This window comes from Ensifer sp. GW101-20A05 (genome assembly GCF_059424735.1).
This window is the reverse complement of record NZ_JBWKZT010000002.1, coordinates 222,658-248,587: the sequence shown is the minus strand read 5'-3', so window position 1 is coordinate 248,587 and position 25,930 is coordinate 222,658. Positions and strand designations below refer to the sequence as shown.

Genomic DNA, 25,930 nt, shown 5'->3' with positions numbered 1-25,930 from the left:
GATATGGCGACGACGACTCTCCCCACACGCAGCCGCACCAGAGAATGGCTCATCCGCCTGTCCGCCTATCTGGCGATCCTCGTCGCCTTGGTGTTCACGCTTTTCCCGATCTATTGGATCGCCGCGAACTCGTTCAAGTTCGACATCGATATCTTCGCCGTGCCGCCCGAATGGCTGCCGCGCAACCCGACATTGAAGCACTATGACGAAGCCTTCATTCAGCGACCGTTCCTGCGTTACGCGCTGAACAGCTTCCTCGTCGCGGCCGGCACGACCATCGTTTCCGTGGTTTTTGGTACGATGGCGGGTTATGCGCTGGCGCGCTTCAGCTATCCCTGGCAATGGCGTAAGCAGATTTCCTTCTGGATACTGTCGACGCGGATGATGCCGCCGATCGTCAGCATCATCCCGCTCTACCTGTTCTTCAACTACTTCGACATGCTCAACACGAAGTCGGCGCTGATCATCGCCTACACAGCCTTCAACCTGCCGTTCGCCACCTGGATGATGAAGAGCTATTTCCAGGACCTGCCGGTCGAACTGGAGGAGGCGGCGATTGTCGACGGCGACACGCGCTGGGGCGCCTTCCTCCATGTCGCTTTGCCGCTCGCCAGGCCCGGGCTTGCGGCGACGGCCATCTTCTGCCTGATCATCTCCTGGAACGAGTTCCTGCTTTCCCTGATCATCACGCTCACCGAGCAGTCGCAGACGCTGCCGATCGGCATCGCCGGGCGGGTGACGCAGTACAAGACCTATTGGGGGGAAATCAGCGCCGCCGGCTTCATGGCCTGCGTGCCGATCGTCATCTTCGCTTTCATCGTTCAGAAGCATCTCGTCCGGGGGCTGTCTCTCGGGGCGGTCAAGGGGTGAGACGATGGCGTCCGTCACGTTCAACAACGTCTCCAAGAAGTTCGGCGAATTCGTCGCGGTGGCCGACTTCAATCTGGAGGTTCGGGACAAGGAGTTCCTGGTCCTGCTCGGGCCTTCCGGCTGCGGCAAGACCACGACGATGCGCATGGTTGCCGGTCTCGAGGAGGCGACATCGGGTGACATCTTCATCGATGCGGTACGCATCAATGGCGTGCTGCCGAAATACCGCGACGTGGCGATGGTCTTCCAGTCCTATGCGCTCTATCCGCATTTAACCGTCGAGGAGAATATCGGCTACCCGCTCAGGATCCGCAAAGTGCCTGAGGAGGAACGCAAGCAACGTATCGCCGAGGTCGCACGCCGGGTGGAACTCGAGACCATGCTCTCCCGCCTGCCGAAGGAGCTCTCCGGCGGCCAGCGCCAGCGCGTCGCGCTCGCCCGTGCGATCGTGCGCACGCCGCGCGTCTTTCTCATGGATGAGCCGCTCTCCAATCTCGACGCCAAGCTGCGCACCCAGATGCGCGCGGAGCTGAAACATCTTCAGCACGAGTTGCAGGTCACGACGATCTACGTCACGCATGACCAGATCGAGGCGATGACGCTGGCGCATCGGGTGGCGGTCATGAACAAGGGTGTGATCGAGCAACTGGGAACGCCACGGGAAATCTACAGCAATCCGCGCACGCTGTTCGTCGCCGGCTTCATCGGCTCTCCGCCGATGAACCTCATCCCGGGGGAGGCACGCGACGGAGTGTTCACAAGCGCCGGCTTCAGGGTCGGCGGGCTTGGCCAGGCGACCGTTCCCCGCGCCGTCCTCGGTGTTCGCCCGGAAGATGTCCAGGCAACGAGCGCCGCAGACGCCGATGTCAATCTGGTTGCGCCCATCTATTCGGTCGAGCTCACCGGCGAGAACACGCTGGTCAGCCTGCGGCTCGGTGCTCAATTGCTGACCTTGCGTGCAGACAAGAATTTCGCCGGCCAGATCGACCAGCCGATCGGCATCAAGGTCGTGGCCGACCGGGTGTTTCTCTTCGATGGCGAGTCTCAGCGTCGTGTCGACTTCTGATTTCCGGTTGGCGGCCGCAGTCGTCGCGATCACGTTTGCGGCAGGGGCTGCCGTCGCTGATGACGGCCCGATCACCGGCAATCCGCTCGTCGATATTCCCGCCGGCACCTTCGTCTTCGGTCGCGATAATGGCCCGGACAACGAACGTCCGCGTCGGCAATTGCTAGGCGGTGCGTTTGCGATCAACCGCACCGAAATCACCAATCGTCAGTATCAGGATTTCGTGGCTGCGACGGGTCATCGCCCCGCCTTCTATGCCGGTCACCCGCTTCTCGGTTTGGACGATCATCCTGTCGTCGGCGTAAGCTGGGCGGACGCCGATGCCTTTTGCCGTCACTACGTCCTCACCCTTCCGTCGGAGCAGCAATATGAAAGAGCGGCGCGCGGAACCGAGGGACTGGCGTTCCCTTGGGGCATGGCGCCGGCGGATTATCGGCGGGTCAATGCCGGCACGACGATCTGTTGCTCCGGCGATGCGAGCGACGGCTATCCGATGACCGCGCCGGCGATGTCATTTGCCGCCGGCGCGAGCGGCGAGGGGGTGCTCAATCTCATCGGCAATGTCTGGGAATGGACCAGCGATCTCTATGTGCCCCATGAACCCAAGGGAGCCATGGGTGGCAGATCGTATCGCGTACTGCGCGGCGGGTCCTGGAACAGCGATCCCGCGCATCTTACCACAACCTATCGTTTGGCCTATGATCCGGATTTCCGGTTCTCGGCCAATGGCGGCTTCCGATGCGTCCGTTCCGGCAGATGACGATCCTCGTCGCCTTTTTGCTTCTGGCAGCAGGTGCCGCTGCCGAGCCGAAGGTCGCGCCAGGCTATCGGCTCGAAAGCTTCAGCAAAACCGGCGCCGCCTTCGCCGGCCTTTCTCGCGATGGCGAGGCTCTGCTCGTCACCGATCTCGCCAGTGGCCGGCTCTATCGCGGCACGCCGGGCGGCGATTTCGATGCGTTCGGTCCTGTCTTCCCCCATGGGCTCGATGTGATCGGCGATCCGACCGGTCCCTATCGCGTGTTTCGCGTCGGTGACAAACTGATCGTCGCCCAAGGCTGGACGCCCGCAAACGGCGATGAGGGACCCTATGACCATGCGCTCATCGCGATCGACGGTACCGGCAGACGCCATGTTATCAGCGCCGATTTCTGGAACCCGTTCGACCTTGTCGCCGTCGAGGATGCCTATTACGTCGTCGACTCCGCGCGCAACAGTGTCGAGCGTCTTGGGGTCGATGGCCGCAAGCAGACGATCATGAGCTTCCGCCGCCTGCAGCAACAGGCGACCGCGTTGGAGACGCTCTCGCCGACGGAGTTCAAGGGTGAAGACAGCTACGAAGTCGACGCCGTGCCGACCGGTATCGCGCTTCGCGAGGGGCGCCTCTATGTCGCGCTGTTCGGCGGCTTTCCCTTCCTCGCCGCTGCCGGAAAGGTCGTTTCGATGGCCGAGAAAGGCGATCGCACGGAGGTGCGGCCGGACGTTGAGGGCCTGAACGCACCGGTCGCCATCGCCTTCGACGACGAAGGACAGATGCTCATCCTCGAACACGGCCTATACGACCAGCAGCAAGGGTTCCGGTCAGGAAGCGGCCGGCTGTTGCGGCTCGACAAGGCGACGGGCCGCCGCGAGACGGTTGTCGGTGGGTTGACGCGACCGGTCTCCATCCTCGTCTGGGATGTGAGGCAGATCGTCATCTCCGAACTTGGCGGCACGCTCCTCTTCCTGACGCGCGAGGAGAGGCGCTGACGTCGCAGTTGCCGGGGCTGACTATCGTGACCTCATGCAGCAAATCAAAGTGCTACGGCGACCTTGCGCGTCTGATATGACGCGCGGCGCTGCAGAGTGTGACCGAGCCTCAACTCGCCCGCGCCTCCAGCCAGTTTTGCCACTCCGCCTCGCTGCCGTGGAAGACGTTGAGGTCGATCTTGCCGTCGACGCCGTGCGACAGGCCCGAGCCCGAATACTGCCAGAACAGCCACTTGCGGTTCGGGTAGACCTTGGACGGATGCTGGGCCACGGCGCGCAGCCAGAACGGATACTTCTGGAACGCGCCCTGCAGGTTGTCGGCATAAAAGTCCGGGGCGGTGTAGATGATCGGGCGCTGGCCGTAATGCGCCTCGAGCTTGTCCATGAACACCTGCATCTTTTCGCGCACGCGTTCGGGCGACAGGCGGCGCTTGCAGCTCGATTCGCCGTTGTATTCGACGTCGATCACGGGCGGCAGCGCGCCGGGCTCGCGCGGAACGTTGCGAATGAACCAGTCGGCCTGCTCGCCGGCGGTGCGGCACCAGTAGAAGAAGTGATAGGCACCGCGGCGCATGCCGGCCGCCTTGGCGGCGCGCCAGTTCTTCTTGAACATCGGGTCCAGATGGTCGCCGCCGTCGGTCGCCTTGATGAAGGCGAAGTTGGCCCCTTGAGTGCGCAGCTTCGGCCAGTCGATCTCGCCCTGCCAGCGTGAGACATCGACGCCGTGAACGGCCATCTTGCGCGGATTTTTGGCGCGGCCGAAATTGATCGGCTTGGCGTCGCGGAAACGGTGACCGTAGACCCGCGAACGGCCCTGCGGCATCGCCTGCGTCACCGGATTGTCCGGCGCGACGAAGGCGACCGGACGCGCGCCCGGAACGGGCGTGGCCAAGGTCGTCGTGGTCGTCGTGGTATTGGCCGCGGGCGCGAAGGCTTCGGCTTCGGGAACCGGGCCGGCCCAGGCGAGCATTTCCTGCGGCGGTGCGGATTGGACGTTCTGCGGCGGCGTGACCTCGGCCACCCTTGCGCCGACATTGGCGGCGGGTACCGGCGCGGCCGAAAGCACGACCGAGCTGGTCGTTTCGCGCGAGGGCCGCGGTGCGATCGTGTCCAGGCTCGAACTGGAAGAGCAGCCGGAAACTAGGCCGGCAAAGATGATTGCGGTCGCAGCTGAAAGACGCATGGGCACCCGTACGCAAAACAAGGTCGACGGCGATCGCCGGCCGACAGGTGTGAAATAGCTAACGGAAGCTTACCCAAAAAGTTTGAATCCAATCTTACCAAGCCGACCCAACTTCACGCACTGGAGGTTGCAATTACGGGGCAGATTGACGCAGACGCCGGGACGCTCTCAACCAGGGCTATTTAACGCCGAGGCTCGTTCGTTGTCGCTGGCCGGTCCGATATTCGAGATTGCGGGCAATGGTCTCGTCAAGCGCGCCCGAGGCGTCGGTGATCATCGTTGGCGCAAAATGCGCACGGAAGCCTTCGCCGACCCGAAAGGCCGGCGTGTAGAGCGGCCCAAGCGGCTGCGTCGTCGTGACATAGGTGAGATTGCCGTCGCTGCCCGAACGCGTCGGAAGACCATGGCGATGCATGACCGAGGGCAAGGCGAGGCGCAGGCTGTTGGCCAGCAGATGGATCATCTGCCGGCCCGAAAGCGAGCGACGGTAATTGCGGTAGAAGCCCAGGCAATGGCGCAGGATTTGGGTCCGATTGCCGTCGAGACGCGACAGCTTGCGGGCAAACAAGGCGACGTCGTCAAGGTTGTCGAGGGGATGGGTCATCAGCGTGAACCCATCCATGTCGCGCAGTTTGGCAGAAGGAAGGAAGCGGCCCTCTGCGGCGCATTCGTCAAACAGGGGTGTGCCCAGCAGCGGGATCGTCAGGCTCAGGAAGGCCGGCAATGGCATTCTGCTTTCGCCGGTGATGAAGGCGAGTTCGTCCTGCATCGCCTGCATCGTCTGCGACGACGGATCGAACATAAGCCCGTACTGGAAGGCGACACCGGCCTTCAGGCAGGTCTGAATGGCTTCCAACTGCGGCACCACCAGGTTCTGTTTCTTCTGGTAGCGCTTCAACTGCGCTTCGTTGAGCGTCTCGACGCCGCTGAAGAGGCCGAGACAGCCGGCCGCGCGCACCGCTTCGAGATTGTCGGGATCGCGAAAGAAATCTCCGGTGACGAGCGCAATCCATCCCTGAAACAGTCCCTCTTTCCAAAGCGAGCGGATCAGGTCGAGCTTGGCATGGAAGGCGTCCTTGCTGTTTCCGTAGAAATTGTTGTCGATGAACAGCACGTATTTCTTGGCCGGGACATTGCGCAATTGCGCTTCGATATAGCCGAGGTCGTAGCTGTGATAGCGCCGGCCTTCGGCGGTGAGCGCACAGAAGCTGCACTTGAAATTGCAGTAGCGGCTCGTCTCGACATAGCTGACCGGGCCGCCCCAGCCGGCGAGGTCGAAGCGCGGCAGGATCGTCTCGGAGACGGCCCATTCGCCAAAGACCTCCTTGATAACCGCCTGCATCTCCTCGACGTCACCTTCGCAGGCGTAGTCGAAGGTTTCGGCGCTCGAAACCGGCAGATTGCGGACGACCGGTCCGCCGGCGACGATGACGCAGCCTGGAGATTTCGTGCGGGCATAGGCGGTCAGATGGCGCATCCGGTCGAAGGCGGCGGTGACCCCGGTCAGCACCAGCATGTCCAGTTCCGCGAAGGCCGCCTCGTCGACGAGCGGCCCGTCGTGAAATTCGCTGTAGGCGCGAAGGCTCACGCGATCGCGGGCAAAGGCGCCCGCCAGGAACAGGTGGCCGGTTCCCTGCGGGATGAAGTCGGGGCGACCTTCCGGATTTCTGGTCTCGTCGAAATGCGCAAGCACGATTAGGACGCGAGGCACTCGATACTGGTTCACGCATGGCCTCCCTCAAACGCAACAACCGGGACATGGGGCGGAAACGCGGCCTGATCGAGCTGGAGGACCTCGCCCCAGGTGTTTTGCCGAACGGCAAACATTGTCTCCAAGGCCTGCCACGCCGCAGCATCCTTCGGCCCCGCCGGGTGGCGCAACGAGGCGAGCGCCACGGCCGGCATCTCCAATTGTATCGCCTCTGCGAAGGCGTATCGCGCCACCCGCTCGGCGCGTCGTTGCTGGCCGAGATGCAGGTAAATGGTCGCCTCGCCGAGTGCTGCCGTTGGGCGGCCGATCGGATAGACGCGTGCGAACCGCTCGAGCTTTCGCAGGACAAGCTGCGCCGCTGCCGGGTCGCCGCCCTCCGTGTCGCTCGCGACGTCGAACAGCCGGGCGAGCGCCGGCAGGGTTCGCGTCTTCATCGCCGGGTTGAGCGTCTGGCACCAGGAGAATGCCCGTTCGAACCACGCCTTTGCTTCGCCTCCATCACCTTGCCGCCGGGCGGCTTCCGCGAGAAGAGACGCACCCTCGATGCAGTGCACGAGTTCCAGTCCGTCGGCCTTTGCGGTGATGATCTGCCTGAGTTCATCGAGATCGGCGTCGATGGCGGCCCATCGGCCAAGCGCCGCATGGCCCCTGAGGCGGCCGAGCAGGCCGCAGCCGAGCACCTGGGTGTCGCCGCGCCTGCGGCCCTCTTCGCAGATGCGCTGAACCAGGATTTCCCATGGTGCAATGCCTTCGAAAGCGGAGGTCAGCAGCCAGGGGCCGGAAATCGTCTCGAGGCCAACGGCCACTTCGCACCAACGTCTCAAATCGCCGACGGTCGAGGCGTTGTTGAGGCCGGCCTCGAACGCCCGCTTGCCTTCGCGCCAATGGCCTATGCCGATTTGGTACATGCCCGACAAAAGGTCGACGCGCACACGCGTTCCCAGTTGATCCACGCGCTCCGAAAGGGCGGCGGCCAATCGGCTGTAGTGCTCGGCCTGTTTGTGAAGCGGGATCACGCCGCATATGGCGCCGAGGCTCGCGTAATTGGTGGCGGTCGTCGGCGAGACATATTTGTTTCTTTCGGCGAGGTTCGTCGCCCGAAGCGTCGCATGGATCAGCCGCAGCTTCTCGCTGGTGAAGTAGTAGATCCGCGTCAGGTCCTCATGCGCCTTTGCCGCGAGAAGGAAAGGATCGGATGGTGACCGCGAGATCTCGCGTTCCAGGATCCAGTCCTTGTCTCCATGGGTCACGCGACGCCACACCTGTTCGGCAAGATCGAGAACGAGATGCAGCGCAAGGCCGGCCGAGGTGCGCGGAAGCGGCAGGCCGGAAAGCCGTAGGCCCTCCTCATAGGCATGCCTTGCAGCTTCGGCCCGGCCGAGATTGAGACTGGCCTCCCCGAGCAGGAAACAGGCGGCCGCCCGCCGGGCAGGCGTGATCGTGATCGAGAGCTCGCGCGCGGTCTTGAAAAAGCGCTCGATCAGGTCGACGACAGCGGCATTGTCGAACTGGCGCAGACGCAGCTCGGCTACACGATCCAGGTAGTTGAATGCCTGCGCTGCATCGCCGGCGCGCTCCCAATGGCTCAATATGCGCGGCAGATTTTCCGCATTGTCGGGCTGCCCGCTCTCTTCCATCGCCTGGGCGATGGCGCGATGTGCCTCACGGCGCTGTTCCGACAGCATGCTGTCGTAAATGGCCTGGCGGATGACGGCGTGGCTGAATGTGAAACGGCCCGGACGGTCGTCCATGGGTTTGATCAGATGGGCCGCCTGCAGCCGCTCGATGCTTGCCTCGATGTCCAAGGCGGACTTCCTGATCGGTGAAAGCGCCTGGAGTTCGGCGATGGAAAAGGTCGCGCCCATGGCGCTTGCGATCTTCAGGAGAGCCTGGAGCTCAGCCGGGAGCTGGTCGGTTCGGGCGATCACGGTGACCTTGGCCGTATTGAGCAAGGTCGCTTCGTTCGAACGGGCTTCGGCGAGCGACAGGGGGACCTGGGTTTCCGCAGCCTTCGGCAATCGCCGTTCGCCGATCATCCGGCAGATTTCGCGTATGAGCAGCGGGTTTCCCGCCGACTGTGCATAGACCGCTTCGCAAAAGCCATCTGCCGGGGAGTTGCTGCCGATCGACGCGCGCACCAGTGAAATCGTGCCCTCGAAATCGAGGGGCAAGAGATCAAGTGTCTGCGCACCATTGTAATGTTGTCCGGTCCACCGCGTCAGGTCCTGTTGCGTCCTGGCCGTGCGGGTTGACACAACGACCGGGATCGGCGCCGTTCCGGAAACCAATCGGCCGAGCAGCTGACCGGATGCCTCGTCCAGCCAGTGGACGTCCTCAAGCACTACAAGGCCGCGCCCCCAGGAAAGGCTGTCGGTCATCAGATCGCGCAGCAATTCACGCAGCCGGTGCGACCGCCCGTCGCCTGACATCGCCCGGGTCTCGACCGTGTCGGTCAAGGTGAGGTTGATGGCATCGTTCAGCAACGGCGCCAGATGTGCGAGTTCCGGTCGGTGGGCGAAGAACTGCATCACCTGATCCGAGGCTTCGGCGCCGCGCAGGTCGCCGATACCAAGCAGGTCGCGGATCACTCCGCGCCAGGCAAAATAGGGCACGTCGCTTTCGATATCGTCGGCATTGCCGACCAGAACCTGGCTTCCACGGTCACGGCAGGTTTCGACGAAGGAACGAAGCAGCGCCGATTTGCCGACGCCGGAATCACCCTTAACGATCATCACGCCGGTGGCCTGTCCTCTGCCTGCGCGCTCCACATACGCGTTGAGTGCTGCAAGTTCGGCCGCCCGGTTGAAGAGAACGGGGGACTTGGTGTCGATGGTCGCGACGGTCTCGGCAAATGGCGCGAAGGCGACCACGCCGCCGCGCATGCCGGGCACGGCAAGTGTCCAGGGACCGGAAAAAGCAATCTGGCCGGCAGTCTCCTTCGCCGTTGCCTGGTCGACGAGAATGCGGCCTGCGGCAACGCTCGCCAGCCGGGAGGCCATGTTCACGGCGGCTCCAACGACAGTGTAGTCGGCACGATGGATCGTCCCGAGCGCGCCGCAGAAACTCTCGCCGGTCGAGATGCCGGCCGACAGGCCGAGATCCGGCTCGTCGAGTTCGTTCGACAGGCGAAGGGCGGCGATGATCGCCCGGCGCGCATTGTCGGCATGTTTTTTGCCGGGCAGGCCGAAAACGGCGAAGACTTCGAGCCCGCCGGAATGGAGCGCTGTGTGCAGGATCTCTCCACCGGTGCGGCCGACGACGGCAATCGATCGTGCTACGAGCTTGTTCAACCGATCGAGATCCGTATCGAGATCGCGCCCGACGATATGCACGAAAAGCGCGGTCACGATCCTGAGGTCTGCGAGCCATTGTGAAAGCGGTGAGAGCAGGCGGCTGCGCAGCGAAAGCGGTAGATAGGCTTCAAGCCGGTCGGTTGCGGAGCCCGGCTGAGTGCGGGGCGCTTCCTTCGTGGTCGAGCAGGGCTCGATGCTTTCGAGGCGTGTGGTCCCCTCCCGGTTCAACCCGCCCTTGGCGCGCCTGCCGATCAGCTGCCACGCGGCATCGGAGACGAGAATTTCTCCGGCGTCGCTCAGTTGGCCGCCATGATCGGCCTGGGCCAGGCAGTCGCCTCCGACGATCAGCCAACGCTGGTCCGCGCGCGGCAGCAGATGCAGCAGCGTGATGGCGCCGGCACCGACGGCGATGCGCAGTTGAAGCGCGTCTTCGGGATTGCCCGGCCCGCCGATTTGCTCGCGGATACGTTCGGCGCAATAACAGCTGCGCCAGGCCGTCTGTTCGAGCTCATCCGGGGACGGTGCCCGCCAGCCGGCAATCAGGCTGTCGCCGGCGAAACTCAAGACCGTGCCGCCATGCTCCTCGATATGGGTGATGAGCTCGCCCATGAAGGCGTTCAGAAGCAGGCTGACGCGTTCGGCGCCGGCAGCGCGGTCGCTTTCGGACCATTTGGCGGTCAAACGCGTAAAGCCGGAGATGTCGGCGAAAAGCAGCGAGCCGAGAAAGTCTTCCCGAGCGGGGGCAGCCGATTCCGTTGCTGCCGGGGAGGACCATTGGACCAGGGCTCCGGACAGGTAACGTTGGAACTCATATTTGCCGGCGCCACCAACCACGCAAAATTCTCCCCAAGATTTTAGAGTAACACGCCTCCTGTCTGACTGAAAGTCGACTCACGCTGATCTACGGGACCCCAGTAACGGCAAGTAAATATCTGTTTCGCGCGGCTTTCGGACGGAGTAATGTTTGCCCGATTGTTCGAGGGGGTCTCGCAACAGGAGGGGACAATGGAGGTCGACTGGGCTGGTCCGGTCGCCGCCGTGACGCGCCGCGATGTCTTGCGGCTGGTTTCGGCGGGCGTGCTTGCAAATGTGCTTTCCGGGTGCCGGCATCTGCCTTCGCCCGGCGCCTGCAGTCTCAGTCATCCGATCATCGACGTCCATTGCCATTTCTTCAACGCGGCCGATGTGCCGGTGGATGGACTGGTTCGCTATGTGGCGCTGCGGGAGAAGATGCCGGAGAAAAGGCTCTCCGCGAACGCTGAGGAGGCGAAGGGGCTGGAAAATGCCCTGGTGGTCTTTCTCGTGACAGCGCTTGGCGATGTCGCGCCCAAAGCCAAACATGAACTTGCTGTTCTGAAAAAAGGCGCTCGGCGCCTTTCCGACGCCGAGCTCGCGCGGCGCAAGGACGAGCAATTGCGCGTCGCGGTAAGGGATCTGATCGCGCGCGCAGGCGAGCAACGATCGACGTTTTCGAGGCGCAGTCTTGGCGAATCCCCTGACTATGACGGTTTGCTGCGTCAGCTCGGCGGAACTCCCGATCTGCCCCAGACATTCCAGCGGCGTTCGGGCGGCGGCGTGAGTGAAGCGGATGTCGATACCGTCGCCACCGCCGCAAAGGCGCACGACCAGATCGGAACCTATCTTTCCTTCGTCCGGCTGATGCAGGACTACCGGGAAAACCTGGCGGAAGCCTATGTCAAGATCTTCGCTTCCAAATGTCGGCTCTCTCTGATCACGCCGAGCATCCTGGACTTCGATAAATCGCTTCACGGGACATCATCGCCACAGCGCGACCAGATCGACGTCATGGACGAGGTCCAGCAGATCGTCACCAGGAAGCACGGCATCCGCATGCACAGCTTCGTCGGCTTCGATCCGCATCGGGAAGCGCAAAGGCCGGGTTCATCGCTGGCAAACGTCCAGTACGCGATCATGGAAAAGGGCTTCATCGGTGTCAAAATCTACCCGCCGATGGGCTTCAAGGCATGGGGCAATGCGGATCCGGCGATCGATGGCGCGCTGAAGCGGCTCTACGCCTGGTGTCGCGACAACGATGTGCCGATCATGGCCCATGCGGAAAACAGCATCGGGGCCGGCTGCGGCTACGGCAATCTTGCGAGCCCCGCCTATTGGAAGAAGCTGCTCGACACGAACCAGTACGATAAGCTGCGGATCAATCTCGCGCATTTCGGCGCCTTCGACGAAATCCTGCGCCCGGGGGCGCCGACAGGCGTGATGGTCTCCTGTGCCCAGGACAAGTTTTCCGGGCCGCCGACCTGGGAAGAGATCATCGGCAGGACGATCGATCACGAGCGTCGCCCGAACCTGTTTGCGGATCTGAGCTATCTCAGCGAACTGGTCAGCAGCGACGACAAGAATCTTCACACGAAGATCCGGCAGCTGTTGGACGAATGGCTTGATGATTACGACCCGGACGCCCGCCATCTCATGTTCGGCACCGACTGGTCGATGATGGCGCTGGAGAAGGACTACAACGCCTATGTTTCGAGAATAGTCGAGCAACTGACGCTCGCCAGCGTCAGCGACGAGCACCAGCAGAATATCCTCTGGAGGAACGCTTCCCGCTTTCTCGGTCTCGACCGGCCCGGCAAAACGCGCGACCGGCTTACCGCCTATTGCGACAAGCACGGCCTGGGTTCGGCCTGGCTTTCAGAACTGGCGATTGCCTGAGGCAGAGCCACGGCGTCAGGTGATCCCGCTGTTTTCCTCGATCAGCGCCACGGCGCCGTGCGTGCAATCCACTCCCGCGTCCGCCCCTCTGGATCGGCATTCAGCGTGATATCGGTGACGACCGCGGCGCTGTCGGCGCCATGCTCGAAGACGCCGGCAATCCGGTCGATATTGAGGCCGCCGATCGCAACGAGCGGCAGCGGCGTGACGCGCTCCCGCCAGGCGGAGAGGCGCGGCAGCCCCTGCGGATCCCATTTCATCTGCTTGAGGATCGTCGGATAGATCGGTCCGAGCGCGACATAGTCGGGCTTGGCGGCAAGCGCCGTCTCCAGCTCCCTCTCGTCGTGGGTACTGAGGCCGAGCTTCAGGCCGGAAGCGCGGATTGCGGCAAGATCCGCATCCGCGAGATCCTCCTGGCCGAGATGGACGGAATCGCAGCCCTCGTCGATTGCGAGGCGCCAGTAATCGTTGACGACGAGCTGGCACCCATGACGGTCACAGATCGCCTTGGCCGCGCGGATCTCATCGCGAAGCTCCGTTTCCGGACGGTCCTTGACGCGAAGCTGCACCAGTTTCACGCCGAGCGGCACCAGCCGCCCGATCCATTGGGCACTATCGACGATGAGGTAGAAGGGGTCGAGTTTCACGCGAACACCGCCTTTCCGATGACGGGCGTGGAGGGAACGGCAAAATCGCGCGGTTCGAGCATGCCCGCCTCGAAGGCATCGCGTCCGGCGTCGATTGCCCGGGCGAAGGCGGAGGCCATGAGGGCCGGTTTCGTTGCCCCGGCGACGGCGGTGTTGAGCAGAACCGCATCGAAGCCGAGTTCCATCACTGTCGTTGCGTGTGAGGGCCGGCCGATGCCGGCATCGACTATCAGCGGCATATCCGGAAAATGGGCCCGCATGGCCCGCAGCGCCGGGATGTTCTGTGGCCCCATGGCGCTGCCGATCGGCGCGCACCAGGGCATCAGCACCTTGCATCCGGCCTCGACGAGGTGCTCGCCGACCACGAGGTCGTCGGTTGTGTAGGGGAAGACCTCGAAGCCTTCGGCGCAAAGGATGCGTGCTGCTTCGACCAGCCCGAAGACATCGGGCTGAAGCGTATCCTGATGACCGATGACTTCGAGCTTGATCCAGTTGGTGCCGAAGACCTCGCGCGCCATCTTGGCGGTCAGCACCGCCTCCGACACCGAGTGGCAGCCGGCGGTGTTGGGCAGCACGTGCACGCCGAGCGACCGGATCAGGTCGAAGAAAGCGCCGCCCTGACGGCCGCCGGCGGTTTCGCGGCGCAGCGAAACCGTGACAATCTCGGTCGCCGACGAACGAACCGCGTCTTCGAGCGCGGCAGGCGAGGGGTAGCGGGCGGTGCCCAGAAGCAGGCGGGAACGCAGTTCCTGTCCATAAAGCGTCAGCATGTCTCAGCCTCCTTTCATCGGCGAGAGAATTTCGATCCGGTCGCGATCGCTGAGGGAATGGGCCGAGCGGTCGGCTCGGTGCACCAGCTCGCCGTTGACGGCGGTGGCAAGCCAATCCCCTTCGAAGTCGAGTGCGGCCAGGAGTTCGGCAAGGGTCGTGACTGTGAGGTCGTGATCCTCGCCGTTGACGGTCAATTTCATGCGGCGTCTCCCTTCAGGTTCTGGGCAAGGGCAAGGTTCGCCGCTTCCTCGGCCAAGGCCGGTGAAAGCAGGAAGCCGTGGCGATAGAGCCCGTTGAGCGTGATGGTGTTTCCGGCGCGCATGACGCGCGGCAGATTGTCGGCAAAGGCCGGCCGGACGCCGGTGCCGGTTTCGAGAAGGCGCGCCTCGCCGAAGGCGGGGTGAAGCGCATAGGCAGCGTTCAGCAATTCCATCAGCGAACGGGCGGCAATCGGACCGCCGTCGTCGGTTTCGATCATGGTCGCGCCGCACATGAACAGACCATTGCCGCGCGGTACGATGTAGAGCGGGATGCGCGGGTGGATGAGACGGACTGGCCGCGACAATTCCACTTCGCCGGTCTGCAGATAGAGCATCTCGCCGCGCACGCCGCGCAGGCCGGCGATGGGGCCGATCCGCGAAGCGCCGCTACAGTCGGCGATCAGATCGCTGTCGCTGCTATTATCCGCCTCGCCGATGAAGGCGACGCCGTTCTCGACGAGCTTTTGCCGCAGCAAGACAAGCGCCCGGCGCGGGTCGAGATGCGCCTCGCCGGGGAAGAACAACGCCTCTCGGAAGCGACCGGCAAGCGCCGGCTCCAGTCTCGCGATCGCTTCTCCGTCGAGCCATTCGAAGCCGGACGTGCGCGAAGCGAAGCGTTTGAGTTCGCCGACGTCTCGCGGCGGAGCGACGACGAGGGTGCCGTTGCGTGACACTTCGCCCGGAAGCGCACGGTCCCACCAGTCGATGGCGCCGATGCCGCGCGTCAGCACCGTTTCCTCGGCGCTCTCGCGTTCGCACCAGGGCGCCAGCATGCCGCCGGCAAACCACGACGCCGCCCCGCAGAAGTCCGGATGTCGCTCGGCAACGGCCACCTCGACGCCACGGCCGATCAGCTCATGTGCCAAGGTCAGCCCGACGACGCCGGCGCCTTTGATCAGGACGCGCATGGTCAATGCGCCCAGCTACGGCGAGCCGAACGTCGGTCTGAAGGAAGCAGAATCGCGATGAAGATACGCATTGCCGAGGCTCCATTGTTGGAGACCCAGTTCGGACCGGAAGAGAGGGAAGGACGCCTTGCCGAGATCTGCTCGCGCGAACGCGAATGTGGCAGCGATGTCTGCACCGTCCCTACGCCAGTATGAACTGGATCAGGTTCAACGGGTCACTGCGCCGCGGAAGTCGCCTAGCAGAATCTCAGCCCCTTGTCGGGACACCCCTGGTGAATGCTTCAAACTGAGCGGCTGGAGCGGATTTTGTCAAGGGCTGCCGGCGTGTACCTCGCGTGCGGTTCTTCGGCTGAAAATTATCTATAAAAATTGAAAAGGCATGTGTTCTTGCGGCTCGGTGGTGTCGGTAGCGGGCATCGATCGGGAGATCTGCGGATCGTGCGAGGCGCAAGGTCCGCAAATCTGGGCATTTGGCGGCTGCTCTCATTGCCATCAGCTGATGCCGCCAAGGCGGAGAGTTGCGGCATTTGCCCTTCTCGTCGGCATCCGTTGAATCATATTAAGGCACGCTATGATTGAAGTAGTAGAGTGTACTCTCCTTTTGGGTGGTTGCTTGATGCGGTGCCTGTGAAAATTATAGATAATAATGGATTCTATCTATTTTGCTTTGCCGCAAACAGGGAAGTGAACGAACATGCTGGATACAAACAGATCGACCGAGCCGACCTCGGGAGCCACCAAACCCGCCAAAACCGGTTGGAATCTGGCCGACGCGCAAAAAATCTATAATTTGCCGTTCAACGACCTTCTGTATCGTGCGCAGTCCGTTCACCGCGCCCAGTTCGACCCCAATGCCATCCAGATGAGCCGCCTGCTCTCGATCAAGACCGGCGGCTGTGCCGAAGACTGCGGCTATTGCAGCCAGTCGGCGCACTACCCGACGCGGCTGAAAGCGTCGAAACTGATGGAAGTCGAACAGGTTCTTGCAGAGGCACGGAAAGCGAGGGATGGCGGCGCGACGCGCTATTGCATGGGCGCCGCCTGGCGCAGCCCGAAGGAGCGCGACATGGAGGCGATCGTCGCCATGGTCCGCGGCGTCCGGTCGCTCGGCATAGAGACCTGCATGACGCTTGGCATGCTGACGCCGGAACAATCCGGGCGGCTCGCAGATGCCGGGCTCGATTACTACAACCACAATGTCGATACGTCGGAGCGCTTCTACAGCGAGATCATCACCACCCGCAGCTTTGCCGACCGGCTGGAAACGTTGGCAAACGTCCGCGAGGCCGGCATCAAGGTCTGCGCCGGCGGCATTCTCGGCATGGGCGAGACGGCTGACGATCGGATCTCGATGCTGGTGACGCTCGCCAATCTGCCGGTGCCCCCCGAAAGCGTGCCGATCAACATGCTGATTCCGATCCCAGGCTCGAAGCTTGCCGATGCGGCGCCCGTCGATCCGATCGATTTCGTCCGCACCATCGCACTCGCCCGCATACTCATGCCCGCGTCTCACGTCCGCCTTTCAGCCGGCCGCACCGACATGAGCGACGAGATGCAGGCACTCTGTTTCTTCGCCGGCGCCAATTCGATCTTCGTCGGCGAAACGCTGCTGACCGCCGACAACCCCGGCGAGGATCACGATGCGGCACTCTTCCGCCGCCTCGGGCTGAAGCCGATGGCGCCTACGACAGAACCGGAAGCGGCCGAATGACCGCGGGCTTGCTCCACCGCTACGAGAAGACGCTTCACGGCCTTGAACGCAAGGAGCGCCGCCGCGAACTCGCCTCCGGCAGTGGGGTCGACTTCACCTCGAACGACTATCTGGCGCTTGCCGGTTCGCCGCGTCTCAAGGCGGCGATCATCGCGGCGATCGACCGCGGCCTGCCGGTTGGATCAGGCGGTTCGAGACTGCTGCGCGGCAACCATGCGGAACATGAGGCGCTGGAGGCGGAGGCGGCAGCGTTCTTTGGCGTGGAGCGAACGCTGCTCTTCGGCAGCGGTTATGCGGCCAATGCCGCCTTGTTTTCGACGCTGCCGCAGCGCGACGACATCATCGTCCACGATGCCCTGATCCATGCGAGTGCCCATGAGGGTATCGCCGCAAGCAGGGCCGGCGCGGTCGCGGTCAAGCACAACGACGTCGACGCCTTCGCCGATGCGATCGGCACTTGGCGAAAGCGCGGCGGCATGGGACATCCGTGGATTGCCGTTGAAAGCCTCTATTCCATGGATGGCGACCGGGCGCCGCTTGCGGATCTCGCTGCACTGGCCGCGCGGCATGATGGTTTTCTGGTGGTCGACGAAGCGCATGCGACCGGCGTTTTCGGACCCGACGGCCGTGGTCTGGCCGCGGAATTGGAAGGCCGACGGAATCTCGTTGTGCTCCATACCTGCGGCAAGGCGCTCGGCGTTTCCGGCGCCCTCGTTGGCGCAAACGCCGTGCTTTGCGACTATCTTGTCAACCGTGCCCGCAATTTCATCTATTCCACGGCGCCATCGCCGCTGATCGCTGCCGCCGTGCGCGAGGCTCTTTTGACACTGGCGGATGAGCCGCAGCGCCGGGCAGCGTTCGATGATCTCCGGACCTTCGCCAATCGGGCGCTTGCCGAAACCCTCGGCATCCAAAGCAGCGGCTCGCAGATCCTTCCAGTCCCGGTCGGCGACAACGGTCGCGCCGTGCGGATTGCGGCGCGGATGCGCGCCGAGGGGTTTGATATCAGGGCGATCCGTCCACCGACCGTTCCCGAGGGGACCGCGCGGCTTCGGATCGCGATCACGTTGAATGTCGACCGGCCGGTGATCGCGCGCATGTTGGAGCGCTTGAAGGTGGCGATGGCGGAGGAGCGGTCATGATGCGCCGTTTCGTCGTTACCGGCACGGATACCGGCATCGGCAAGACGATATTCTCCGCGGCGCTGACCGACGCGCTTTCCGGTTGCTACTGGAAACCGGTGCAGTCGGGACTCGATGAAGAAACCGACAGCGAGGCTGTAGCGCGGCTCGGTCGGATCCCGCCCGACTGCATCCTGCCTGAGACCTATCGGCTGAGGACACCGGCTTCGCCACATCTGTCGGCGCGGATCGATGGTGTGTCGATCCGGCCTGAACATCTCTTGCCGCCCAAGGTCGACCGCCCGCTCGTCATCGAGGGGGCAGGCGGGCTTCTGGTGCCTCTCACCGAGCGGAGCGTATTTGCCGATGTGTTCGCGCGCTGGCAAATCCCGGTCATTCTCTGCGCCCGCACGGGGCTCGGCACGATCAATCACACGCTGCTGTCGCTCGAGGCGCTCCGGCGCCGTGCGATCCCGGTCCTGGGTGTCGCCTTCATCGGCGAGGAGCAGGCGGATAGCGAAGCGATCATCGCGGAACTGGGGGAGGTTCGACGGCTTGGGCGGCTGCAGCGGCTCGACCCGCTGACGCCGGAACGGCTGCGGCAGGCGTTTCGCGAGAATTTCAACATCGACGATTTGCTGGAGGTGCCGGCATGAGAAATTCCACCGTCTGGTATCCCTTCACCCAGCATGCATTGGAGCCGGCGATGCGACGCGTCGTCCGGACCGAGGGCGCCTATCTCATCGACGAAAACGGGGCGGCGATCCTCGATGCGATTTCGTCCTGGTGGGTCATCACCCACGGCCACCGGCATCCCGCCATCATGGAAGCGATCCGCATGGCCACGGAGACCCATGATCAGATCATCTTCGCTGAATACACCCACGCGCCGGCGGAAGACCTGGCGAGAGGGCTGATCGAGATCGCGCCACCTGGGCTCGCCCATGTGTTCTACTCCGACAGCGGCTCGACCGCGGTCGAAGTCGCGCTGAAGATGGCACTTGGTTTCTTCCACAATCTCGGCCGGCCGCGAAACCGTATCTGCGTGCTCGAACATGGCTATCATGGCGATACGATCGGCACGATGTCGGCGGGGGAAAGGGGCGTCTTCAATGCGCCTTACGCGCCGTTGCTCTTCGCCGTCGATCGGCTACCGTTTCCGGAGCCGGATCAAGAGCAGACGACGCTCGATGCCTTCGAGGCGGCCTGTGCCACCGGCGAGGTTGCGGCCCTGTTAATCGAACCACTGCTCCTCGGTGCGGGCGGTATGAAAACCTACCCGGCTTCCGTGCTTGCCGAGTTGAAACGGATTGCCGAACGGCACGGCAGCCTGTTGATCGCCGACGAGGTGATGACCGGATGGGGACGAACGGGCAGTCTGTTTGCCTGCGACCAGGCCGGCATCACGCCCGATATTCTTTGCACCTCGAAGGGACTGACCGGTGGCGCGCTGCCCTTGGCGGCGACACTCTGCACGGCCGAGATCTTTGAGGCGCATCTCTCGACAGATCGACGCAAGACGTTCTTTCATTCCAGTTCCTATACGGCCAATCCTATCGCCTGCGCGGCAGCGCTCGCCAATCTCGCCGTCTGGAAAGAAGAGCCTGTGCGAGAACGTATCGACGCGTTGACGGAGCAGCAGCGTCGGCATGTCGCTCGGTTTGCAGGCGACACCCGGTTCAGCGATACGCGCCAGCTTGGAACGATTGCTGCCCTTGATCTCAAGGTTCCGGCAGGCGGCTATCTCTCCGAGATCGGCCCGCGGCTCAGGGCCTTCTTCCGCGAGCGGCGATTGCTGATCCGCCCGCTCGGCAATGTCATTTATCTGATGCCACCCTATTGCGTGACCGCCGATGAGCTCGACCGGGCCTATGGCGCGATCGACGAGGCGGCATCGCTTTTCGCGGCAGGGCGGCTGTGAGCGCCGCACGGTCATCTCGCGTTGTCGGTTTCGGCCATGCCGTGCCGGCACGGCGTGTTGCCAATGCCGAGATCGAAACAAAGCTCGGTCTCGAGCCCGGCTGGATCGAGCGTCGTACCGGCATTCGCGAGCGGCGTTGGGTCGAGGATGGCGAGACTTTGACGGGACTTGCGTCGAGCGCCGGCGCGGCGGCGCTCGAGGATGCCGGCATGCCGCGGGGCGATGTCGCCCTGACCCTGTTGGCGACCTCCACGCCCGATCATCTCCTGCCGCCTTCCGCACCTTTGCTCGCCCACCGGCTCGGGCTCACCCGTTCCGGAGCGATCGATCTGGCCGGTGCGTGCTCGGGTTTTCTCTATGCGCTGACGCTTGCCGACGGCTTCGTCCGTTCGCAGGGAAAACCGGTATTGGTGGTGGCGGCCAACATTCTGAGCCGGCGCATCAATCCGGCGGAAAGAGCAAGCGCCGTTCTCTTTGCCGACGCGGCGGGTGCGGTCGTCGTTGCGCCTTCCGATGATCCGCAGACCGGTTTGCTTGGCGTTGATCTTGCCGCCGACGGCAGCCGCTACGACCTGATCTCCATCGCCGCCGGCGGCAGCAGCCAGCCGGTCTCGCCGGGCCTGCAGCCCCAGGATTTCCTGATGACGATGCGCGACGGGCGGGAGATGTTCGCTCAGGCCGTGGAGATGATGACAGCCTGTGCCGTCCGCGCAATGGATGCCGCCGGCTGCAATCCCCAAGAGATCAGCCGCTTCGTGCCGCATCAGGCCAATGCCCGGATCTTTGACGCCGTCTGCGATCGCCTCGCCATCGAGCCTGCAAGAACCGTGCGGAGCATCGCGGACTACGGCAACTCGTCCGCCGCGACGATCCCGCTGTCGCTATCGCTCGCGCGAGAAGCGCGGCCGTTCGATCACGGGGAGAAACTGCTGCTGACGGCAGCGGGCGCCGGGCTCACCGGAGGCGCGGTGGTGCTTGGCTGTTAGCCGGTGCGAGACGGGTGCGGAAATCGCGCGCAATTTTCGCGCCTCACTTGGGCAGGCTCGCGGTCAGGGCGCCCCAGGTGCTGCGCAGGATCCGCGGCGTATGAGGACTGGCTGCAGCTTGTATTCCTCCTGCAGCGCGTGGCTGCCGAGCACGCCGTCCAGCGCCAGCCGCGCGATCTCGTCGATCGGCTGGCGGATCGTCGTCAGGCGCGGCAGCACCAGCGAGGCAAGCGGGATGTCGTCGAAGCCGACGATCGAAAGATCGGTCGGCACGCGCACGCCCATGTCGCCGGCGGCGCGCAGAAGACCGATCGCCTGCTGATCGCTCGCAGTGGCGATCGCCGTCGGGCGCGTTGCTGCCGCTTGTGTCAGCATCTGCTTACCGAGCTCTTCGCCCGAGCGGTAATCGAAGTGACCTTCGACGACCTGCGGTGCGACGTATTCGCCTGGATGGGTCGTGCGGAATTCCTCGAGTCGCTGCTTGAAGCCATCGCGGCGCTCGCCCGACACTTCGGTCGAACTCGGTCCGCTGATGTAGCCGAGCCGGCGATGCCCGAGTGCGAGCAGATGATCGGCGGCGAGGTAGCCGCCCTGCCTGTTGTCGACGGCAACGAGTGCATGCCCGCTCAAGGGCCGGTCGACGGTTACCGTCCGCGTGCCGGCGACAAGTCCGTCGACGAGACTGTTGCTGACGGGAACGAGGATCAAACCGGCGGGCAGGCGCCCGAGCAGTGTCTCGATCTGCTGCCGTTCCGCCTCCGGGTCGTCATGGGTGTTGGCGAGCAGGACCGAATATCCCTCGGCCGAAGCAAGCATCTCGACGTGCTTGGCAAGCTCGGCGAAGAAGGGATTTGTGATATCGGGCACGACGAGCCCGATGATGTCGGTTTTGGCGAGCCTGAGACTGCGGCCGAGGATGTTCGGGCGGTAGCCGATTGCCTCAATCGTTGCTTCCACTTTCTTCCGGATGTCTTCGCTGACCGTCTTGTTCTTGGCAAGGACGCGCGAAACAGTGCCCACGGAGACACCGGCACGCTGGGCAACATCCTTTATCGTCGGGTTCAAACGGTCGGCTCCAGTCCCATTTTCTGCGTCCGCTGCGGTTAGAAATCATGCAGCAGATCAAAGCGTTATCGCAAGCCCCCGGGGTATCGGGTGGCGGCTGGTTTCTTCCTTTTAAATCAGAGAATGCCGGCAACCGATAGCGACTTCCAGCACAAATTTCCCGTGATGAAACGTTTCATATTGACAGCAGAGAGATGTTTCGCTTTTCTTGGCGGCAGAAGCGGTTCATTCGCATTCACTTGATGAAACGTTTCATCGATGGTTGGAGGACCGTCGTTTCACCGGAGGAGAACCCATGAAGCTTTCAAGATTCGCATCTATCGTCGCGCTCACTGTTGCCACTGCGCTCCCGACGATCGCGATGGCCGCCGACAAACCCGTCGTTGGCCTCGTCATGAAGTCGCTTGCCAACGACTTCTTCAAGAACATGCTCGAAGGCGCAGAGGCGCATGCAAAGAAGCGGGGCGACTACGAGCTCAAAGCCATCGGCATGCAGAACGAGACGGATTTCGAGAGCCAATTGAACGGCGTCGAAAACTTCATCACCCAAGGCGTCGACGCGATCGTCATCGCACCAGCCGACTCCCGCGCCATGGTCGCGCCGCTGAAGAAGGCGATGGACGCCGGCATCGTCGTCGTCAACTTCGACGTCTCGCTCGACGAGCAGGCGAAGAAGGATGCGGGTGTCGACCTCGCCTTCGTCGGTCCCGACAATCGCGGCGGCGCCAAGATGGTCGGCGATGCGCTCGCCAAGGACCTTGGCGCCGGCGGCAAGGTCGTGATCCTCGAAGGCAACCCGGGCGCCGACAATGCGGCGCAGCGCAAGCTCGGTTTTGAAGACGCGGTCGCCGCCGGCAAGCTCGATCTTCTCGATTCCCGCACGGCTCATTGGGAAACGGAAGAGGCGAACGCCGTCTTTTCCACCATGCTGACGGCGCATCCCGATATCCAGGGTGTGCTCGCGGCCAACGATTCGATGGCGATCGGGGTGGTCAAGGCGCTCGATGCGGTCGGCCGCAATGACATCAAGGTCGTCGGCTTCGACAACGTGCCAGCGGTCGCGCCCATGCTGAAGGACGGCAAGCTGCTCGCGACCGTCGACCAGTTCGGCTCGGAGATGGCGGCCAATGCGATCGACAAGGCGCTCGCCGTCGTCGCCGGCGGTCCCAAGCTTGAAGGCTGGGTCAAGACCGACATCAAACTCGTGACCAAGGACGACGTGAAATAGCCCAGAGATTGCTTCTACCGCACCGGGTGTCGCCCGGTGCGGCTTAGGCAGGAACAGCGGACGCGGGATGCGATTGGCTCCCGTTCGGAACTGCTGCGTTTCAAAGGGCTAGATCATGATGAATACAGAATCTGTGCGCGCGGATGCGGCTGACATTTCGACGCGGCCCGTTCTGGAGCTGCACGATGTCAGGAAGGCCTTCGGCGGCACCAAGGCGCTGAACGGCGTCAGCCTTTCTATTGAGCCAGGCGAAGTGCATGGCCTGATCGGCGAGAACGGCGCCGGAAAGTCCACGTTGATCAAGGTGCTCTGCGGCATCGTCCGTCCGGACGAGGGCGCGATCAACCTGTCCGGCCGCGCTTACGCGCCGACGACGCCGCGCGAGGCCAAGGCCAACGGCCTCCAGGTCGTGCACCAGGAATTCAACCTGCTGCCCTATCTCTCAGTGGCGGAAAACATCTTCATCGAACATCTGCCGCGCAATGCACTCGGCGTTGTCAGGCTGCAGGAGATGCATGCCGGCGCGCGTGCCGCGCTCGACGCCATCGGACTCAGCGATATCGACGTGCGTTGGCCGGTCGAGCGGCTCGGCATCGCCCATCGCCAGCTCGTCGAAGTTGCCAGAGCGCTGATGACGGAAAGCCGCATCCTCATACTGGACGAACCGACGGCAACGCTGACGTCGCGCGAGACCGAGCGGCTGTTCAAGATCATCAACGAGCTTCGCAGTCGCGGCGTGTCGATCATCTTCGTTTCCCATCACCTCGACGAGGTCTTCCGCATTTGCGACCGAGTGACGGTGCTGCGCAATGGCGAGACGGTGTTCTCGCGGCCGATTGCCGAAACCAACCAGGACGAACTGGTGCGCGCCATGGTCGGCCGCAAGCTGCAACAACAGATGGCGAGCGAAATGGTATCGTTGGCGCGCCCCGAAGAAGCGCTGTCGCTCGTCAACTTCCGCCATCCGCAATCGCCCCATGCCCAAGGCATCTCGCTTCAGTTGCACAAAGGCGAAATCCTCGGGATTGCCGGTCTCGTCGGTTCGGGGCGCACTGAGCTCTTGCGCGCGATCGCCGCTGCCGAGCCACCGCTCTCCGGCGCGCTTCGTCTTGAGGGTGCGCCCGTTTCCTTCCGCTCGCCGCGCGAGGCGATCAATGCCGGCATCGGTTTCGTCACCGAAGACCGCAAGGAGGAGGGGCTGATCCTCAACATGCCGATCGCGGCCAACGTCACGCTTGCGTCTCTGTCGGACGTTTCAAGTGCCGGCATCCTCGACAGGAAGGCCGAGATCGCGGTGACGGAGCGGCTCGGTGCCGAGCTCAAGCTGAAATATGGCGGGCCGGGCAAAAATGCCGCGACGCTTTCCGGCGGCAACCAGCAGAAGGTGGTGCTCGCCAAGTGGCTGGCGCGCAATCCGAAAGTGCTTTTGCTCGACGAACCGACGCGCGGCGTCGACGTCGGCGCGAAGGCTGAAATCTATGCGCTGATCCGCCAGTTCGCCGAGCGTGGCCTGGCGCTGCTGGTCGTCTCCTCCGAACTGCCGGAGCTGATGACGCTGTCGGACCGGATCCTGGTGATGTCGCAGCACCGCGTCGTCGGCGAACTGTCGCGGCCGGAATTCTCCGAAGAACGTATCCTGCAATATGCCTACCAGGGCGAGCAGCAACAGGCGAGGCACTGAGATGCAAGCACTCGAAAAGACACAAGCAAGCGACACCGCCGATACGCGCCGGCTGACGGGCTGGTCGCCGAAGGTGCTCTTGCGCGATACCGGTATCGGCCTGGCGCTGCTGCTTTTGATCGTCTTCTTCTCGGTCAGCACCGAACACTTCCTGACGCCGAACAACATCTCCAATATCCTGACGCAGATCACCATCAACCTGATCCTCGCCGTCGGCATGACCTTCGTCATCCTGATCGGCGGCATCGATCTTTCCGTCGGTTCGATGCTCGCCTTCTGCGCCGTCGTCGGCGGCACGGTGCTGACGATCCCCGACCTCTCGGTGTTTCAGGCAGTAGCCCTTGCGACCCTTGCCGCCGTCGGCACCGGCGTGGTCTGCGGCTTCCTCAATGGCTGGATCAGCGCCTTCTGGGGGCTGCCCTCCTTCATCGTCACGCTCGGCATGCTGAACATAGCCCGCGGCGCAGCACTTCAGGTGACGGATGCGCGCACGATCTATTCCTTCCCGCCGAGCTTCAACGCCTTCGGTTCGCAGATGATCCTCGGCATACCCGTGGTCTTCCTGATCGCACTGGTGCTCGTCGCGATCGCCTGGTTCGTGCTGTCGAAGACGGTGTTCGGCCGGCTGCTCTATGGCATCGGCAACAACGAGGAGGCCGTGCGCCTCGCCGGCCACTCGCTGATGTTCTACAAGGTGGCGGCGTTCACCATCGCCGGCGCGCTCGTCGGCATTGCCGCCATGGTCTACATGGCGCGCCTCAACATCGCGAGCCCGATCATCGGCATCGGCTTCGAGCTCAATGCGATCGCGGCGGTGATCATTGGCGGCACCAGTCTCAATGGCGGTCGGGGCACCGTGATCGGCACGCTGCTTGGAGCCTGCATCACCGGCGTGCTCGCCAACGGCCTCATCCTGTTCGGGCTCAGCGACTTCATGCGCCAGATGATAACAGGCGTCGTCATCATCCTCGCCGTCATCATTGACAAATATCGCGAGCGGCTAACGGGCATTTGATCCGGGCGGCTTGCCGCCCGCTCCCAACCAACGAGAAACGTTCATGCGCTGCTGGG

The 25,930-nt window shown here is 63.4% G+C and carries 21 protein-coding genes and 1 riboswitch; of the genes, 13 read left to right on the top strand and 8 right to left on the bottom strand.

Going from position 1 to position 25,930, the window contains the following annotated elements:
- Positions 1 to 3: 3 nt before the first annotated feature.
- The 4 genes from AC070A_RS06250 to AC070A_RS06235 are packed head-to-tail and all read left to right on the top strand — an operon-like array spanning position 4 to position 3,682.
- Positions 4 to 870, top strand: a complete 867-nt coding sequence (locus tag AC070A_RS06250) for a carbohydrate ABC transporter permease (RefSeq protein WP_057251899.1) — start codon at positions 4 to 6, stop codon at positions 868 to 870.
- 4 nt (positions 871 to 874) lie between these two features.
- A complete protein-coding gene (locus AC070A_RS06245; protein WP_057251898.1) occupies positions 875 to 1,936 on the top strand; it encodes an ABC transporter ATP-binding protein in 1,062 nt (353 codons plus the stop codon).
- On the top strand, positions 1,923 to 2,696 hold the full coding sequence (locus AC070A_RS06240) for a formylglycine-generating enzyme family protein (protein ID WP_309239035.1): 774 nt from the start codon (positions 1,923 to 1,925) through the stop codon (positions 2,694 to 2,696). The genes AC070A_RS06245 and AC070A_RS06240 overlap by 14 nt, the downstream gene beginning before the upstream one ends.
- Positions 2,675 to 3,682: a ScyD/ScyE family protein gene (locus AC070A_RS06235; RefSeq protein WP_112996269.1), complete on the top strand. Its 1,008-nt coding sequence runs from the start codon at positions 2,675 to 2,677 to the stop codon at positions 3,680 to 3,682. Before AC070A_RS06240 ends, AC070A_RS06235 begins: the two co-directional genes overlap by 22 nt.
- A 109-nt stretch (positions 3,683 to 3,791) precedes the next feature.
- Here the strand turns inward: AC070A_RS06235 and AC070A_RS06230 are convergent, their stop codons facing one another.
- The 3 genes from AC070A_RS06230 to AC070A_RS06220 all read right to left on the bottom strand — a co-directional run bounded on the left by AC070A_RS06230 (position 3,792) and on the right by AC070A_RS06220 (position 10,703).
- Positions 3,792 to 4,865, bottom strand: coding sequence for a glycoside hydrolase family 25 protein (locus AC070A_RS06230; protein ID WP_492383770.1), 1,074 nt, complete (start codon positions 4,863 to 4,865; stop codon positions 3,792 to 3,794).
- Positions 4,866 to 5,043: 178 nt separating this feature from the next.
- Entirely contained in the window at positions 5,044 to 6,591 is a 1,548-nt protein-coding gene (locus AC070A_RS06225; protein ID WP_057251895.1) for a B12-binding domain-containing radical SAM protein, read from the bottom strand.
- Positions 6,588 to 10,703, bottom strand: a complete 4,116-nt coding sequence (locus AC070A_RS06220; RefSeq protein WP_057251894.1) for an AAA family ATPase — start codon at positions 10,701 to 10,703, stop codon at positions 6,588 to 6,590. The genes AC070A_RS06225 and AC070A_RS06220 overlap by 4 nt, the downstream gene beginning before the upstream one ends.
- A 171-nt stretch (positions 10,704 to 10,874) precedes the next feature.
- On the opposite strand from AC070A_RS06220, the gene AC070A_RS06215 reads away from it, so the two are divergent.
- Complete coding sequence (locus tag AC070A_RS06215; RefSeq protein ID WP_057251893.1) at positions 10,875 to 12,560, top strand: amidohydrolase family protein; 1,686 nt, start codon at positions 10,875 to 10,877, stop codon at positions 12,558 to 12,560.
- Positions 12,561 to 12,601: 41 nt separating this feature from the next.
- Here AC070A_RS06215 and AC070A_RS06210 read toward each other — a convergent pair whose 3' ends face one another.
- From AC070A_RS06210 to thiO, 4 genes are read right to left on the bottom strand one after another with little or no spacing between them, the layout of a single operon-like run.
- Positions 12,602 to 13,207, bottom strand: coding sequence for a thiamine phosphate synthase (locus AC070A_RS06210; protein WP_492383769.1), 606 nt, complete (start codon positions 13,205 to 13,207; stop codon positions 12,602 to 12,604).
- Positions 13,204 to 13,977: a thiazole synthase gene (locus AC070A_RS06205; RefSeq protein WP_093235254.1), complete on the bottom strand. Its 774-nt coding sequence runs from the start codon at positions 13,975 to 13,977 to the stop codon at positions 13,204 to 13,206. The genes AC070A_RS06210 and AC070A_RS06205 overlap by 4 nt, the downstream gene beginning before the upstream one ends.
- A gap of 3 nt (positions 13,978 to 13,980) precedes the next feature.
- On the bottom strand, positions 13,981 to 14,178 hold the full coding sequence (thiS, locus tag AC070A_RS06200) for a sulfur carrier protein ThiS (protein WP_057251890.1): 198 nt from the start codon (positions 14,176 to 14,178) through the stop codon (positions 13,981 to 13,983).
- On the bottom strand, positions 14,175 to 15,146 hold the full coding sequence (gene thiO, locus AC070A_RS06195; protein ID WP_492383768.1) for a glycine oxidase ThiO: 972 nt from the start codon (positions 15,144 to 15,146) through the stop codon (positions 14,175 to 14,177). Before thiO ends, thiS begins: the two co-directional genes overlap by 4 nt.
- Before the next feature lie 160 nt (positions 15,147 to 15,306).
- A riboswitch (TPP riboswitch) is annotated at positions 15,307 to 15,427 on the bottom strand.
- A 413-nt stretch (positions 15,428 to 15,840) separates the two neighbouring features.
- Here thiO and bioB point away from each other — a divergent pair.
- Genes bioB through bioZ form a run of 5 tightly spaced genes read left to right on the top strand, consistent with a single transcriptional unit; the run spans position 15,841 to position 20,885 of the window.
- Complete coding sequence (bioB, locus tag AC070A_RS06190; protein ID WP_218373216.1) at positions 15,841 to 16,857, top strand: biotin synthase BioB; 1,017 nt, start codon at positions 15,841 to 15,843, stop codon at positions 16,855 to 16,857.
- Positions 16,854 to 17,999: an 8-amino-7-oxononanoate synthase gene (locus tag AC070A_RS06185; protein WP_218373215.1), complete on the top strand. Its 1,146-nt coding sequence runs from the start codon at positions 16,854 to 16,856 to the stop codon at positions 17,997 to 17,999. The genes bioB and AC070A_RS06185 overlap by 4 nt, the downstream gene beginning before the upstream one ends.
- On the top strand, positions 17,996 to 18,634 hold the full coding sequence (gene bioD / locus AC070A_RS06180; protein ID WP_492383767.1) for a dethiobiotin synthase: 639 nt from the start codon (positions 17,996 to 17,998) through the stop codon (positions 18,632 to 18,634). Before AC070A_RS06185 ends, bioD begins: the two co-directional genes overlap by 4 nt.
- Positions 18,631 to 19,899 carry an adenosylmethionine--8-amino-7-oxononanoate transaminase gene (locus AC070A_RS06175; protein WP_492383766.1) on the top strand — a complete coding sequence of 423 codons (1,269 nt, stop codon included), beginning with the start codon at positions 18,631 to 18,633 and terminating at the stop codon, positions 19,897 to 19,899. Before bioD ends, AC070A_RS06175 begins: the two co-directional genes overlap by 4 nt.
- Entirely contained in the window at positions 19,896 to 20,885 is a 990-nt protein-coding gene (bioZ, locus tag AC070A_RS06170; RefSeq protein ID WP_492383765.1) for a 3-oxopimeloyl-[acyl-carrier-protein] synthase BioZ, read from the top strand. Before AC070A_RS06175 ends, bioZ begins: the two co-directional genes overlap by 4 nt.
- Positions 20,886 to 20,948: 63 nt before the next feature.
- On the opposite strand, the gene AC070A_RS06165 is transcribed toward bioZ, so the two are convergent.
- Positions 20,949 to 21,950, bottom strand: coding sequence for a LacI family DNA-binding transcriptional regulator (locus AC070A_RS06165; protein ID WP_110880526.1), 1,002 nt, complete (start codon positions 21,948 to 21,950; stop codon positions 20,949 to 20,951).
- 295 nt (positions 21,951 to 22,245) lie between these two features.
- Between AC070A_RS06165 and AC070A_RS06160 the strand changes: the two genes are divergently transcribed.
- The 3 genes from AC070A_RS06160 to AC070A_RS06150 all read left to right on the top strand — a co-directional run bounded on the left by AC070A_RS06160 (position 22,246) and on the right by AC070A_RS06150 (position 25,874).
- Positions 22,246 to 23,178 (top strand): sugar ABC transporter substrate-binding protein, encoded by a 933-nt coding sequence (locus tag AC070A_RS06160; protein WP_057251882.1) that lies wholly within the window; start codon positions 22,246 to 22,248, stop codon positions 23,176 to 23,178.
- A gap of 118 nt (positions 23,179 to 23,296) precedes the next feature.
- Positions 23,297 to 24,859 (top strand): sugar ABC transporter ATP-binding protein, encoded by a 1,563-nt coding sequence (locus AC070A_RS06155; protein WP_425987189.1) that lies wholly within the window; start codon positions 23,297 to 23,299, stop codon positions 24,857 to 24,859.
- Position 24,860: 1 nt separating this feature from the next.
- Positions 24,861 to 25,874, top strand: coding sequence for an ABC transporter permease (locus AC070A_RS06150; protein ID WP_199536493.1), 1,014 nt, complete (start codon positions 24,861 to 24,863; stop codon positions 25,872 to 25,874).
- The last annotated feature ends 56 nt before the right edge of the window (positions 25,875 to 25,930 follow it).

Bases quoted from the DNA above. Each gene is read 5' to 3' on its own strand.
- AC070A_RS06250 (WP_057251899.1), top strand. From the start codon at position 4: ATGGCGACGACGACTCTCCCCACACGCAGCCGCACCAGAGAATGGCTC.
- AC070A_RS06245 (WP_057251898.1), top strand. From the start codon at position 875: ATGGCGTCCGTCACGTTCAACAACGTCTCCAAGAAGTTCGGCGAATTC.
- AC070A_RS06235 (WP_112996269.1), top strand. From the start codon at position 2,675: ATGCGTCCGTTCCGGCAGATGACGATCCTCGTCGCCTTTTTGCTTCTG.
- AC070A_RS06230 (WP_492383770.1), bottom strand. From the start codon at position 4,865: ATGCGTCTTTCAGCTGCGACCGCAATCATCTTTGCCGGCCTAGTTTCC.
- AC070A_RS06215 (WP_057251893.1), top strand. From the start codon at position 10,875: ATGGAGGTCGACTGGGCTGGTCCGGTCGCCGCCGTGACGCGCCGCGAT.
- AC070A_RS06205 (WP_093235254.1), bottom strand. From the start codon at position 13,977: ATGCTGACGCTTTATGGACAGGAACTGCGTTCCCGCCTGCTTCTGGGC.
- thiS (WP_057251890.1), bottom strand. From the start codon at position 14,178: ATGAAATTGACCGTCAACGGCGAGGATCACGACCTCACAGTCACGACC.
- thiO (WP_492383768.1), bottom strand. From the start codon at position 15,146: ATGCGCGTCCTGATCAAAGGCGCCGGCGTCGTCGGGCTGACCTTGGCA.
- bioB (WP_218373216.1), top strand. From the start codon at position 15,841: ATGCTGGATACAAACAGATCGACCGAGCCGACCTCGGGAGCCACCAAA.
- AC070A_RS06185 (WP_218373215.1), top strand. From the start codon at position 16,854: ATGACCGCGGGCTTGCTCCACCGCTACGAGAAGACGCTTCACGGCCTT.
- bioD (WP_492383767.1), top strand. From the start codon at position 17,996: ATGATGCGCCGTTTCGTCGTTACCGGCACGGATACCGGCATCGGCAAG.
- AC070A_RS06175 (WP_492383766.1), top strand. From the start codon at position 18,631: ATGAGAAATTCCACCGTCTGGTATCCCTTCACCCAGCATGCATTGGAG.
- AC070A_RS06160 (WP_057251882.1), top strand. From the start codon at position 22,246: ATGAAGCTTTCAAGATTCGCATCTATCGTCGCGCTCACTGTTGCCACT.
- AC070A_RS06155 (WP_425987189.1), top strand. From the start codon at position 23,297: ATGAATACAGAATCTGTGCGCGCGGATGCGGCTGACATTTCGACGCGG.
- AC070A_RS06150 (WP_199536493.1), top strand. From the start codon at position 24,861: ATGCAAGCACTCGAAAAGACACAAGCAAGCGACACCGCCGATACGCGC.